The organism is Halobacteriovorax sp. GB3 (assembly GCF_028649655.1).
Taxonomy (GTDB): domain Bacteria; phylum Bdellovibrionota; class Bacteriovoracia; order Bacteriovoracales; family Bacteriovoracaceae; genus BSW11-IV.
Window position 1 is genome coordinate 726,333 of the sequence record NZ_JAQSLN010000001.1, and the last position, 12,782, is coordinate 739,114.

Annotated in this window: 13 protein-coding genes; 9 read left to right on the top strand and 4 right to left on the bottom strand. The window is 36.8% G+C overall.

Going from position 1 to position 12,782, the window contains the following annotated elements:
* The first annotated feature begins 70 nt into the window (after window positions 1-70).
* The 6 genes from HBN50_RS03600 to HBN50_RS03625 all read left to right on the top strand — a co-directional run bounded on the left by HBN50_RS03600 (window position 71) and on the right by HBN50_RS03625 (window position 5,816).
* Window positions 71-1,297, top strand: coding sequence for a hypothetical protein (locus tag HBN50_RS03600; RefSeq protein WP_273868006.1), 1,227 nt, complete (start codon window positions 71-73; stop codon window positions 1,295-1,297).
* 3 nt (window positions 1,298-1,300) lie between these two features.
* Window positions 1,301-2,500, top strand: a complete 1,200-nt coding sequence (locus HBN50_RS03605; RefSeq protein WP_273868007.1) for a hypothetical protein — start codon at window positions 1,301-1,303, stop codon at window positions 2,498-2,500.
* Entirely contained in the window at window positions 2,500-3,957 is a 1,458-nt protein-coding gene (locus HBN50_RS03610; RefSeq protein ID WP_273868008.1) for a hypothetical protein, read from the top strand. Before HBN50_RS03605 ends, HBN50_RS03610 begins: the two co-directional genes overlap by 1 nt.
* 123 nt (window positions 3,958-4,080) lie before the next feature.
* On the top strand, window positions 4,081-4,635 hold the full coding sequence (locus tag HBN50_RS03615; protein WP_273868011.1) for a hypothetical protein: 555 nt from the start codon (window positions 4,081-4,083) through the stop codon (window positions 4,633-4,635).
* A gap of 12 nt (window positions 4,636-4,647) precedes the next feature.
* Window positions 4,648-5,325 (top strand): Fic family protein, encoded by a 678-nt coding sequence (locus tag HBN50_RS03620; protein ID WP_273868013.1) that lies wholly within the window; start codon window positions 4,648-4,650, stop codon window positions 5,323-5,325.
* A 95-nt stretch (window positions 5,326-5,420) separates the two neighbouring features.
* The gene (locus HBN50_RS03625) at window positions 5,421-5,816 is read left to right on the top strand and encodes a hypothetical protein (protein WP_273868016.1); all 396 of its coding nucleotides are present in this window, start codon (window positions 5,421-5,423) and stop codon (window positions 5,814-5,816) included.
* Window positions 5,817-5,863: 47 nt separating this feature from the next.
* Here HBN50_RS03625 and HBN50_RS03630 read toward each other — a convergent pair whose 3' ends face one another.
* Genes HBN50_RS03630 through HBN50_RS03640 form a run of 3 tightly spaced genes read right to left on the bottom strand, consistent with a single transcriptional unit; the run spans window position 5,864 to window position 9,190 of the window.
* Entirely contained in the window at window positions 5,864-6,976 is a 1,113-nt protein-coding gene (locus tag HBN50_RS03630; RefSeq protein ID WP_273868018.1) for a hypothetical protein, read from the bottom strand.
* Complete coding sequence (locus HBN50_RS03635; protein ID WP_273868019.1) at window positions 6,973-7,845, bottom strand: metallophosphoesterase family protein; 873 nt, start codon at window positions 7,843-7,845, stop codon at window positions 6,973-6,975. Before HBN50_RS03635 ends, HBN50_RS03630 begins: the two co-directional genes overlap by 4 nt.
* The gene (locus tag HBN50_RS03640; RefSeq protein ID WP_273868020.1) at window positions 7,832-9,190 is read right to left on the bottom strand and encodes a hypothetical protein; all 1,359 of its coding nucleotides are present in this window, start codon (window positions 9,188-9,190) and stop codon (window positions 7,832-7,834) included. The genes HBN50_RS03635 and HBN50_RS03640 overlap by 14 nt, the downstream gene beginning before the upstream one ends.
* Window positions 9,191-9,346: 156 nt before the next feature.
* Here HBN50_RS03640 and HBN50_RS03645 point away from each other — a divergent pair, with 156 nt between their 5' ends.
* The 3 genes from HBN50_RS03645 (at window position 9,347) to HBN50_RS03655 (ending at window position 12,028) form a co-directional block, all read left to right on the top strand.
* Entirely contained in the window at window positions 9,347-9,691 is a 345-nt protein-coding gene (locus tag HBN50_RS03645) for a hypothetical protein (protein WP_273868021.1), read from the top strand.
* Window positions 9,692-9,773: 82 nt separating this feature from the next.
* On the top strand, window positions 9,774-10,217 hold the full coding sequence (locus HBN50_RS03650; RefSeq protein WP_273868022.1) for a hypothetical protein: 444 nt from the start codon (window positions 9,774-9,776) through the stop codon (window positions 10,215-10,217).
* A complete protein-coding gene (locus HBN50_RS03655; protein WP_273868023.1) occupies window positions 10,214-12,028 on the top strand; it encodes a hypothetical protein in 1,815 nt (604 codons plus the stop codon). The genes HBN50_RS03650 and HBN50_RS03655 overlap by 4 nt, the downstream gene beginning before the upstream one ends.
* Window positions 12,029-12,064: 36 nt before the next feature.
* Here the strand turns inward: HBN50_RS03655 and HBN50_RS03660 are convergent, their stop codons facing one another.
* Window positions 12,065-12,751 carry a hypothetical protein gene (locus HBN50_RS03660; RefSeq protein WP_273868024.1) on the bottom strand — a complete coding sequence of 229 codons (687 nt, stop codon included), beginning with the start codon at window positions 12,749-12,751 and terminating at the stop codon, window positions 12,065-12,067.
* Window positions 12,752-12,782 lie beyond the last annotated feature (31 nt).

Below are 12,782 nucleotides of genomic sequence, written 5' to 3' on the forward strand. Positions count from 1 at the left end.
TGCAAGAGCATATCTTGCGCCTTTTTACAGGCGAATTAAAATTTTACTGTTTAATATTTGGAGAATTTATATGAAAAAATTAATGAGAAAATCACTTCTTCTTATGAGTCTTTTTGGATCTTTGTCTAGTTATGCTACTTATACAGAAGATTTAAATAGTATGCGCGAATCTGTGCTTCCTAAATATGAGGCCCACGAAATGGGTCTCAAAATTAATGTAGCTGCTTTTTGTCCAGAAATTAAAAATGCTGAGATATGTAAAATAAGAGATCGTGGTATTAGTATCGATATTACAAGTAGTCACAAAATGTTCGAGCGTGGTGGAAAACTTATAGGAAACTATTATCAAGACAAAATGTACATTGTTTCAAATTTAAAAGTTGTTGGTATTGATACGGGGAAAAAAGTCGAAAAGGAGTCAACTGATAAGATTTATATGTATGGAGCAAGTTCAAATTCACCAATTAGTTTTCATAAGGGAAAATATGCTTTTACTATTTTACCCGGACACGGTGAGAGCTCAACACTATCTTCAATTATCGTAGAAGCAAGCCATGAAGTGATTTATGCAACCTTACAGTCTTTTACTAATGTTTATGATCAAGCGTTTAAATTAGCTAAGAAAACTGCTCTTTCTTTTCAAGGTGGTATTTCAAAATATGATAGAAGCCACATTGATCGCTACGTCCAAGCACTAGAAGATAGTATTTCTCTTCTTAATGATGAAAATAATTATGCTCTTGTTGACTGGAGAGTGACAGAGGCAGCGAGAAGAGTTGTTACTTTTGGAATGGTGATTTCTGAAGTCTTAGAAAGATATGATGACGTTCCTCATCTTGAAAATCAAATTAGCTCAATTAGAGCATTAACGAATGAACTTAGAGCAAGTTATGGATGGGATAAAGGAATTGCTGGTAATGTTTCAAAGGCATCAGGGGCGCTTTTAGAATTAGTTGAATTTGAATTAACTGAAATTGCAAAAGTTAAAATTTCAGCTGGTTTTTCAAACCTTGGTGTATATTCAGGCTTAATTGCAGAAGTTCAAAGTTTAATGAGTAAGGTTAATGCTTCAGAGTCTGGTGATATGGCCATGCAAAGAGAACTCTTTGATCTTATGGATAAGTGGAACTCTGAAGAATGGCAAGATGAATTACGCTCGCTTGTTGAAGCTAAAGCAGATTTTAAATCTCTTGTGAATAAGAAATTATCGATTCTTCTTATGGCCGTTGAAAGTATTAATGACTTTTCACGCATGAATTTCAAAGTCCCAACTGAAGTTAAATTAGGTAAGGAGTAACAGATGAAGTACTTTTTTAAAATAGCTCTCCTTCTTTCTCTTTGTATTTCAAATTCAGTATTGAGTGCTGATAATTTATTGATGCCACCAAAAAGTGAAGCGCATGAGAGAGGGATTAAAATTAATGTGGCGGCATTTTGTGCTCAAGGTCATAAAGATTGTGTTATTGAATACGATGAAATTAAAATTAAAATTTCATCTGATAGAGTCTTTAGCATAATAAAAGACTGGGCCTATATTGATTCACGTGATTCCACTTTTGTAGATATTGTTTCAAACTTCAAAATAGTGGGGCTGGAGATGAATAACCGTTTTGTTAAACCAGTTCCACATAATAAATTTAAATTCAGATATGATTTTTGTGAATGTGAGCCAGTTATACTCGAAGATGCTCGAAAAGATATAACCATATTTGGAGAAGGTCTTCGCCTGAAATCAATCATTATTGAAGCATCTGAATCTACTTTTAAGCAGAGTCTCTCAACAGGACGTTTAGGTTATTTGAGTTCTTTAAAATCTATTCAAAGAGCTTTAAATGTATTTAAAAGTAATGTTGCTAAGAGCCATCAGTCGCATCTTGATCGCTATACACAGGCCCTTGAGGATGCTCTTTATATTGCTCAAGAAGAAAATCAATTTACAATTGTTAATTGGCGAGTGACAGAGGCATCAAGAAGACTTGTTACTTTTGGAATGGTCGCCTCTGAAATATTAGAAGACTATGATCATGTTACAAATTTAAAACCAAGTATTAAGGCCATTAGAAAATTTACGAGCGAGCTTAAATCAGCCTATGGCTGGGATAGAGGTCTTGTTGGTAATGTCTCCAAAGCATCTGGTGCTCTCATGGAATTAATGGAATTTGAACTTACAGAGCTAATGAAGGTTAAAAGGGCCGCTGGTCAATTAAATCTTAAGCTCTATGGCGAACTCGTTTCTGAAATTCAAATTCTTATGAGTAAAGTCAATGCTTCTGGCTCTGGAGATATGGCGATGCAAAGAGGGATTTTTGATTTCTACGATTTGTGGAACTCTGATTCGTGGCAACAAGAGCTTTCATCAATTATTGAAGTTGAAGCTGATTTTAAAAATCTTGTGACGAAGAAATTGCAAATTATCCTTATGGCCATTGAATCTTTGAAAGAGATGACTGATATGGATTTTAAAATACCGACTGAAGTGAAATTACAGGGTGAAAAATAATGAAAACAATAATTCTTTCAACTCTTTTGCTTTCAAATGCTGTTTTTGCTGCTGATCAATTTGATGTGGATAAATTTAGACAGAGAATGAAGGCCGCAAAGGAAAAAAAGAGTGAGACTAAAGTTTCAAAAGAGAATGTGGTTGAATCGACATATACGACTCTTTTTACAAAAGAGAAGAACTCTAAAAAAGATCCTTCAAGAAAAGATGGGCTAACTCCACTTCAAGTTCGAAGAGATGGAAATATCTTTTTAAGAAAGAGTGGCTTTTCTTCAGGTGGAGGCGGAAATTCCGTTGTATGTTTTGATGAGAGAGATCAGATCTCTGAAATCAATCTACTTGATTATTTTGAAGGGCTTAGAAAAGATAGCCGATCGAATGTGAAGATCGATCTTCCTGGAAATAGTGTTGAAGAGAAGTTAAAACTCGCTTTTAGAAGAATGGAAAAACACTATCCATCACTTGCGAGTAAACTTAGAAACCGCGCTCTTTGGATTCTTGATCGCATGGATTACTATCTCATTAGCACTGATGATGGGAAGTTGAGTCCCATTTATGATATGGACCTTCCTTTTGTACCAAGCAAAAATGAACAAGGGCAAAATTGTGAAATCATCCGATTTGCCGTTCAATTAACAAAGCAAGTTGAAGGGCAAAAGAAGTTTTACTTTGTTAGAGAGCTCTATGATCATCCAAAAACGAGTCTTTCTACAAAGGCCGGAATTATTTTGCATGAAGTTCTCTATGAAGAGGCCATTAAAACGGGTGCTACTGATAGTGATTTCGTTCGTTGGATGACTTATCTTTTAAGTACATCGACATTTGAAACAATGAGTAGTGAAGAAATCCTCGATCTTGAAAACTCACCAGGGGCGGAATTTCTTTCAGGTTTCGGTGTGGAATATAATAACAATCAAAGTCGCACTCAATTTCGTGGTGTGGATGATTTAAGATCAAGAGATGATGTCTTCATTTTAAATAACTACACTATGGTCACGAAAGAGAACTCTTATAAATGTTTTGATCACGGACTCTGTCAGCTTTTTAAAGGTGAGTATCTTGGAAAGGATCGCCGCTCATCGTCTCTATTTCCTAAAGTGACGATTATGCTTGAGAAAACGACGATTAAAGCAACTGAGGATATTAGTTTTAATAAAGTCAAAGGTGAAGTGTGGAATGGCTATGCTTCAAAAGTAGCAACACGCCTAAAAGATAAATGTCATTCCAATGGTGGATGCATTGGTGATCTTGTCGGTGTTTTCATGCAGACGAAATCTAGTGTTGTCTCCTACACGGGAATAATCGCAGGAATTTTTCCTGACGGTGATTTTGCTATTCGTTTAATCGATGGAAGATTTGAGATTTTTGGATCTAATGTTAACCCTTTTGAATTTAGCTCTAGAGATCAGGATATCTATCTCTTTGCTAAGGGTGATACCGTTTCACTCATCGATTAATTCACACAATCTTAAGATATATAACAAATTGTTATAGTAAATATGATCTTAAGTTATTTTATTTATTGATAGGCCAGGGGTATGTTTCTTCTACCAACTTAGAAACTACCCTTGGAGTATCACATGAAAAAAGAAGTAATCCTCAGTTCTTTGATTTTAATGAATCCCGTTTCCATGATGGCCAAGGCCGAAATTCAAACACTCAGACAGCAGATTATTGAAAAGAAATTAGAATTGAATCATCAGTATTTTCTTTCTACGGAGTCCTTTGAGAGTGTTCGTACAGTCTATAATGACAATGGTGAGATGATCTCGATTCCTACTACGTTTCGCATAGAGATACGTTTTAAAACTTATGAAGATGATGTTGAAGTTGATTCTTCGACAACGACTGAGATTGAAAAGATGGAATTTGAAGCCACTGTCTCTTATCTTTATAGTGATGCCCTAGAGCAATCGAGACGAGAATATTCAGGTAGTCAGTATATGATTAACCAAAAAGGTGAGGATCGTTTTGATCTCTATGACTGTGACTCAACTCTGTCTTGTTCACAAAATTATGGGCGATCTAATGTTTCTATTAAAAAAATCAATGGATCGACTTACCTGATGATCAACAATCCTAAAGAAGTCTTCCATGTGGAAAGAGAATCTTTAACTTTCAAGCTTCAGCAGTAAAAAGAATAGACGATGGATTCTAGCGAAGTCCTTAAGTATCTTCAGGCTCCTCTTGATCTTCGTGCTCAAGAGGAGATTGAGGCCCAATATGATTTTATCTCATATCAATGCGAGAAGGTGAGTCGTGCCTATTCCTTAAACTGGAGTAAATTGGCCAAGGCGCGGCTTTTAAGTTCAAATACGCTTGGTAGAGTTAAAGACAGTGATCTTAGAAACTGGGATAGGGCCAATCAATATGTAAATGAGTCGCTCTCTCAAAATGAAGAACTCTCATTATCTCATGTTTATAAACTGAATGCACTCGTTCGAAATGAAGCTTCAAGTATCAGAGAAATTCCAATCTATGGTGGTCACTTAGAATTTATTAAACCTGAGTATATTGAAAAAGCTCTTTCTCTTTTTGAAAAAAAGATTCTAACTAACTTAACTTTATCTCCCTATGAAAAGGCCTTTCATATTTACCAGTGGATTGTAACGATTCACCCATTTCATGATGGTAATGGTCGCACATCTCGCCTGTGCTCGGATTATGTACTCCTTGGAAGTGGTATTTTACCAATTAGTTTTCCTAGCTCTTTCTCATCTCATGTTTGTCAAAATATTAATGAGAAAAGACGTAACAAGGAGGATTGCTATCTCTCCTTTCTAAAGGCAATTTCACATAGTTATGAAATTCTTTTAGGAGAATAGATTTAATCACTGAAGTTGTTCACTTTTGTTCAGAGGAATTTGTTGTTAGTTGTTGCGGAGCGCTGTAGATTCTTCGAAATCTAAAGGGAGGGTTTATGAAATTTATGACACTTATTTTTATGATGTTTTTCTCAATGCAAATTATGGCCAATAACAATAGCTGTGAATACGCTAGAGATGGAATATGTGATGATGGTGGTCCAGGGTCTAGTTACGACGTTTGTGACTATGGAACTGATTTAAGAGACTGTGGCCCACGTAAAGAGAGAAGACGTAGAAAACCACCAAGAAGAGATACGGGAAATCTCGATCGTTGTGTTGGTATTAATATTTATGGAAAATGGGCCCAAGGTGGTGGCTGTAATGTTTATGGTTGCTGGTATAGTGGTGGTGGATGTAATGTCTATGGATGTTGGGAATATGGGGGAAGCTGTAATGTTTATGGCTGTATTAATGAAGCGCCTAAAACATCTATGGCCTGCACAGAATAAATTTATTGAGGGCATCGAGGATATTTTCCTCCATGCCCTTTGTTCTTCTACCAAATACTTCCGGCACTAATAAAGAATTGATCACCACTGTTTCCGCGGGCGTAGGTGATTCTTAGAGGCATCTTTTCACTGACATAGTAGTGAAGAGCGGCACCTGAACTAAAGCGAGAAGAGTTCATAATTTTTTCAAACCGATCTTGTGCTTGACCTAATTCAAAGAAAATCAGTCCATATAGTTTTTCTCCAATGAGCCTTTGTTGAAATTCACTAGAAAGAAGGAGGTTATGTGCTGATTTAAATTCAAACTCTCTAAATGATCTGAGTCCAAAATTTCCTCCAAGAGGTTTTGCTGTTCCGTAGCGATTGTGGGCCTTGATGAATTTATTTGTATCGCTTTCTAATTGCAGGCATCGCTGCTGAAGCTCACTATTTGTAATGAGTTCACAGTCTCCATCAATCTCGTTATCTTTTGTTTGAAATTCACTGGCGACAAAGGCGTGAGAAGACTTCATTCCAAAATTGAGTGCATTATTTGAAGAGAGGGGAATTGCTTTCCAAAGACTTGTGTTTAGAAGAAGCATATCGCTTTGTCCTGTTCTTCCAAAAATATAACCTAAATCAGCACTTGCTTTAAAAAGGTCTGTTTTATAGCTAATCGCTGGCCCTAGGATCGTAGCTTTTTCATCATAGAAGTTTTTAAGGGTGATATCGATTTCTCTTTCATCTAAAGTCTCATAGCCCTTAAATTTTCGTTGAGTCATGGCAATATTGAATTTCACAGTTAATGATTTTGAAAGAAGACGTGAGTAGTTCAATTGAATCGCTTGAAACTCTAGTTTTTGATTTACAAAATCAGTCGTCGTAAGTCCACGACCATAATTTGTTTCATACTTTACATCACTTATATTCAAAAAATTCAAACCTATGCGATCATTGGCCGTTAACTGGTAATTACTAAGACTAAGCCCTGCTCCTTCAAGAGAGCCAAAGCTCGCACCTGCCACAATATCAAACTTCCTCTTTGTTAAACCCTTCATTCCTGCAGCTGCACCATAGAATGGCTCAATTCCATTTAGGCTTAAGTAAAAAGGTGCGACAAAGTAGCTCGAAGCTAGGCTTGCTTGGGTGAGTAGAATAGCTAAAAGTGGCCATAATTTCATTGTTGGTCCTTGTTATTGATAATGAGCTTCCCTTTAAATTCTTTAATAGGAATTGCTGTTTGATCTTTTTCTTTCTCCGGTAGTATATCTAAACTTGGCCATAGCCCTGTTTCTAGAGCTTTGGCGTATTGTTCCGGTAATTGATTTTGGCGCATTAACTCTGCTTCTTTTTCAAAGTCATAGATTAGTGAGCGAAGTTGATAGTGAATAGTGGTGCCCTCTTGGTTTAATTCGACAAACCAAGTTCTATTTGTTCCATCATTTGCCGGCATCCCAAGTGCTCCCGTATTGATCCAAAGCTTCTCATTGATGAAGCGGCAAAATGGGATTCCACTATGACCAGAAATAATGATGTCGATATCGCTAAGTGATTGATCAATTGTTTTTTCAAATTCTTCAGGGCGTGATGAATTGAAAAGGTACTTTGAAATTTGATTGGGAGAACCGTGACAGAGAAGGATATTCGATTGATGGTAGCGAATCTTTATGAGATCACTAAATGTACTTAGATATTCTTTATCTTTTTTATCGATTTGGTTTTTTGCAAATTGATACCACTGATTTGAAAGGGTATCGCAGAGTGAGCCTTCATTGAAATTGCAACCACAGTCAGATTTCTCTTGCACGATTTGTTGTTCAACATTTCCAAGAATTGAATTAATGTCTCTTTCTTTGATTAACTGAATAACTTCTTTTGGTGATGAGCAGTAGGCGAGAAGGTCACCCGAATGGAAGAGCCGATCCATTGAAACTTCTTCATTATCCATTAATTCTAAAAAAGCTTTAAAGGCCTCAGCGTTTGAATAGACTCCACCAAAGAAAATAAGTTTTTTATGGTTTTCAAAGTTAAAAGATCTAATTTTTTTCAATATTCATTCCTTTCTTGTTTGGCATGAGATAGGCAAAAGCGAAAAAGCTTATAAAGCATAGAGTAGTGCCAATGACATTGGCATAGAGGAGCTTACCGTATTTTCCATCTCCGATAGAATCTGGAATAAGACCCAGAGAAAGGAATATTCCAGTCACTAGTCCCACTAGAACACTGCTGTAAAATGATGCCTTAGAGGCCTTTTTCCATGATGAAAGTAGAAAAATAGGAGCTAACCCAATGACCATTGTTCCACTAACGGTTGTTGCACTTAGGATTTCAGGTCCTAAATGAACCATAGCATTTCCAAGTAGAGCGAGAACGATCATTGTGATGCGCGATAGTTTTATCTTATCAAGATGATACTTTTCTAAAAGCTCTAAAGCGACGAGCTTACCTGCTGATGTGTAGGTTGAGTCAATTGTTGAGCTGGCACTTGTCAGCATGATGAGATTCATAATGACAAGCATGGGCAGTCCGAAGTATTTCGCCGTTTCGATGACAGAGTCGCCTCCCAAATTTGCACTTCCATGAAAAATTCCAACAAAGCTGAAAAGAAATATAAAGATGACCCCAAAGATACCTGCTAAGATAAATCCTTTGAGCATCTTTCTTTTCTCTGTAATAAATCCTCGATCAGTCATGACGGGATCGTGAAATGGGTAGCTCCAAATTTGAATGAGAGCAACAAAGATGAGATCAACTCCACCTTTTAAATTCCAATTTCCGGTTTGTATTAATTCAACAGGACCTTTTTCTGGAAAAATATGACCTAAGATAATCGCTATCAAAATCGAAGCGAGGGCCATTTGAATGAGGTCAGTAATAATACTGCTTCGAAGACCCGATTTAAGTGCGTAAGCTAAAACTAAGAACGTTGTTAGCCAGCTAGCAGCGATAAATGAACCCGATCCTTTTTCCCCAAAGAATTGACCGACCACCATTGTGTTTGACCAAATTTCATTCCAAAGCCTAAAGAGAAGAATGAAGGAAAATAGCCAAAGTGCTCCACTACCAAATTTTGACTTTAAGAATTGAGGGATACTTTCAAAACCTTGGTTTCTAAGGCGATAAATAGTAAAGCCTGCGACGATGAAAGAGAGCCAGTAGGTTGCATAGGCCAGCCCCCCTGGTGCTCCAAAGCTACTTCCAAGGCTCGCGGCATTGTAGATTGATTTTGCAAAGATCCACGAAATGAGAAGTGATGAGGTTAAAGTAACAAGGTCGATATCACTTCCATCTTTTCTCTTTGCTCCAAAAAATTGGGAGATACGATTTTCTCTACCAAGAGCAGGTGAGATAAAGAACATGATAAGACTAAATATCGTTAAGATGGCCCAGTTCATAAAGATTCCTTCTTTAGTTTTCTATGGGTGCATTTAAAATCCATTTCGTTACATTTTATTTGATTTTACAATAAATGGTATCGTTTCTATGGGGAGTTGCTACAAATCTCACTTTTTAATATTGTCTATAGGTTAGAAATAAAGCAAAGAAGTTGGATGAAAAAAATTATTCTTACAGTCTCATGTCTTTTCTCTCTCAATCTCTATGCCCTTGAGGCTACGCAATGCTTTAATAGTGCAACTTCAATCGTTGGGCTTGGTCTCAATGCAACGAAGGCACTAGCATTATGTAAGGGTGCTTTAAGCTCTTACGCCGTTATTTCTTGCTTTAACACAGCAAGGGCAACTTTTGGTCCCAATCTTTCTGAAGATCAGGCCATCGAGCTTTGCAAGGGAACAGTTGATAAAATGAGTCCAATAAAGTGCTATCTAAGAGCAGAGCTCGGCCTTAATAAGCCTCTAAGCACAGAAGAAGTTCTTAAATTATGCTCTTATAGGTAAGAGTTTCTCCCAAGTTAGAACTTGGTCCAAGTCAATAATATTCTTTAGTTTTCCTTCCGATAGGCTCTTTAAGGAGAGCCTGATGAAATTTAATTCATTCATTTTTGTCTTTTTTCTTTTATTGCTGCAATCAAGTTGGTCATTTGATGAACTTGATCTCGATTATTTGAAAGAGGATCAAAAGAAATTATTAAAAATCCCTCAGAGAAAAGAAAACAAGGGTGTTTTTAAAATACAGCTTCTCGATAGTCATATTTCAGTTGATGATTTTACAAAAGAGTACGAAGTTGAGACGCCAAAGAGGGAAGAGATCATTAGTATCCAGGCCAGAAATAAGAATCTTCAAGTCTTTGGTCTTTATGATTTATGCCCAAGCGATTGGGATGAACTAGATTTTGATATTTATTATTATAAATTAATAAAAGACGATTTCAATCAGCTTGTAAAAAGATATCCTTTTTTAAAAGATAAAGAGCAGGGTGTTCAGCGATTCAAGTTAGCGAGTGAAGCTAAGGAGAGTCAATGATCTATAAACTTCTCTTTTTAGCTCTCATTCCAACTTTTTCTTTTGCCTTTAATTGTGAACGACCAATTCATGAGAAGGAAACTATTCTCTTTGTTGATGTGAATGCCTCATATCATGAAGTTGAAAGCGCTCAAAAGGCGGCTTGTCAAAGAGGACAACAATTTGTCGTTGTTCCAAAAAATACAATTGAACTCGGTATACAAAGAGAAAAGCTTCATCGAGTGAAAACGAGATTTGTAAATTGTAAAAGCAATTGCACCTCTTTGAAAGAAAAGGTTCTAAAAGAATCAAAGAAGCTAACTGAGATGTCTTATGAAAATGATCGACCAATCATTGAGGAACTCGAAGAAAGGCTATCTGAGATCTCTAAGAATGAAGGAAGTTTGAAATCTTTTATTCTCTCTGGCCACAATGGAGGAGGAAGCTTTTCCTCTGATCGTGAGATAGCTAAGAAGCTTGGAAAAGAGGAGCTCTTTTCCCTTTTTAAAAGCTATCCTAAGCTAGCTAAGGATGTACAAAGTAGCTTGCTTCTTGGTTGTTATACGAGTGTAAAAAAAGAAGTTATCGATTGGAAAGGTCTTTTTCCCAATATTAAAATACTCGCGGGTTATGAAGATCAAGGGCCTTTGAGTATTCGTCCAGCGGCCTCTCAATATGTAGAAGATATTCTTTTTAATGAACAAAAAGCTCTCGATTTAGCAAATGATAGAGCTCTTCAAAAATTAATTAATCACGATATGCCAAGTCTTTATAATGTTCACTCAGGGATTTACTTTAATCTAGGATGTCATGATGGAAAAGACCTTGAGTACTATTACTTATCGCAAGGAACTAACAGTGAGAGAATGGCTAGTTTGAGTGATGAAAATTGTGAGACAATGATCTCAAAAGGCCGCCAATTTGCTGATGTCTATGATTATTACTACGGAATAAAAAAAATACCTACGAATACTAAGGGGACTCATCTTAGAGATGCTTACTCTTTTTCAAGGAAAAATGATTATTGCTATCTCATGGCAAAAGAAGACCGAGAGGACTATTACTCACTGTTAGAGAATCCGTCAGTTATGAGAAACCTTCTCTTTTATCATCCTATCAAAGAGAACTTTGCAAGGGCCTATAAAGATCAATTTAAAAGTGCTCATGAAAAGATCATGAAAACTGATCAAGGGGAGTTACTAAGGAGTTTAGAAAGTTCTTTAAATTCGAAACGAGCTGAACTTAGTACATGGACAAGTTTTCTCGATGACTTTATGGCAAACTCTATTGAAACAGTGGATCACTATAGAAGCTATAGAGACAAAGGGAAAAAAAGTTATGAAAAGGCAATGAAGGATAAGAAGTTGCAAAAAGCTCTCATTCAGTTTAGAGAAAATGGGGGGAAAGGGCGCTACGATCATAAGCAGAGAAAGTACCTAGAGAAAGTGGATAATTTTTTAAAAACTTATGAAGAGGGTCTTTCATTTTTAAAAGAGATTGATGAGCATGGCGTTGATGGTTATATCGAAAAGCAACGAGACTATGTTGTTAGTATCGAAAAGGCCATCATAAGACTTGAAGATGGAACTCAGGCCCTAAGAACGTTTGAAAAAAGTGGAAAAAGACCATGGCCTTTGACTTGGAGAAATTTGCAAAGAAAGTCTAAGGCGGAAATCGATCGCAACATTCACGCAATTTACAGTTATGCCATGTTATCTAATGATGAGGAAGTTCGCGAGTATGCGAAGATTTCGGATGCTATTCTTTCTAAGTTAACTCATGCTCCTCATGAGTGGCACGAAGTTCTCGATCAACCTGATCGACCAATTTAAGCAAATAAAAAAGACTCCTTTTGGAGCCCTTTCTTTTTATCTATTGTAGTAGTAACTACCGTATTTACCGCTAACACAATAGGGAACAGATGTGTGCATATGGTGCTGATGGTTTTTATCTTCCCATCCAATTGATCCCGTTCGCATAATATTGTTTTTGTAGACAGGGCATCCGTTATTTTCATGAACAACTCTTCCCCAACATTTTCTAAAAGTCGTAAAGAATTCTCTGTTTTCCAGTTTTTCATAAACATAAGACTTCTTTGATCCATCAGTAAGATTTAACTCAAAGCTTCTAATGTCTATGGCCCTATTTTCGGCGTGTAAGCTTCGTGGAGAGTGTCTTCGATCTCCTAAAATACCATCGTGAACAATGTGCATCTTTTCAATTGTTCCACCGTCTTGCTCATCGAGGGCCTCTTGAACACAACCTTGCATGTGCTCCATCATATACTCATTGAGAATTTGAGAGACTTGTCTGCGTGAAGCACATTTGTAGCCAGAAAAATTTCCTGTTACCATGTCTTCGCATTCATACCAGCTTCCTTGAGAAAAGCGAAAGTCGAGGATCTCTAATTCACCTTTTTGTAGGGCCTGATTGTAGAATTCTTGTTCTTCTTGTGGGTTAAAAACCTTAGCGTGCTCATGTTGCTCTTCTTGGGCCATAGGGGCATTGGCAAGTACGAGTGACATAGCGGCGAGGACAAGTCCTTTTGCTTTCATATAAACTCCAATTTTTTTACTATTGTTTTTC

Coding starts and splice junctions, on each gene's coding strand:
- HBN50_RS03660 (WP_273868024.1), bottom strand. CDS start 12,751: ATGAAAGCAAAAGGACTTGTCCTCGCCGCTATGTCACTCGTACTTGCC.
- HBN50_RS03640 (WP_273868020.1), bottom strand. CDS start 9,190: ATGAACTGGGCCATCTTAACGATATTTAGTCTTATCATGTTCTTTATC.
- HBN50_RS03655 (WP_273868023.1), top strand. CDS start 10,214: ATGATCTATAAACTTCTCTTTTTAGCTCTCATTCCAACTTTTTCTTTT.
- HBN50_RS03610 (WP_273868008.1), top strand. CDS start 2,500: ATGAAAACAATAATTCTTTCAACTCTTTTGCTTTCAAATGCTGTTTTT.
- HBN50_RS03620 (WP_273868013.1), top strand. CDS start 4,648: ATGGATTCTAGCGAAGTCCTTAAGTATCTTCAGGCTCCTCTTGATCTT.
- HBN50_RS03625 (WP_273868016.1), top strand. CDS start 5,421: ATGAAATTTATGACACTTATTTTTATGATGTTTTTCTCAATGCAAATT.
- HBN50_RS03650 (WP_273868022.1), top strand. CDS start 9,774: ATGAAATTTAATTCATTCATTTTTGTCTTTTTTCTTTTATTGCTGCAA.
- HBN50_RS03605 (WP_273868007.1), top strand. CDS start 1,301: ATGAAGTACTTTTTTAAAATAGCTCTCCTTCTTTCTCTTTGTATTTCA.
- HBN50_RS03600 (WP_273868006.1), top strand. CDS start 71: ATGAAAAAATTAATGAGAAAATCACTTCTTCTTATGAGTCTTTTTGGA.
- HBN50_RS03630 (WP_273868018.1), bottom strand. CDS start 6,976: ATGAAATTATGGCCACTTTTAGCTATTCTACTCACCCAAGCAAGCCTA.
- HBN50_RS03615 (WP_273868011.1), top strand. CDS start 4,081: ATGAAAAAAGAAGTAATCCTCAGTTCTTTGATTTTAATGAATCCCGTT.
- HBN50_RS03645 (WP_273868021.1), top strand. CDS start 9,347: ATGAAAAAAATTATTCTTACAGTCTCATGTCTTTTCTCTCTCAATCTC.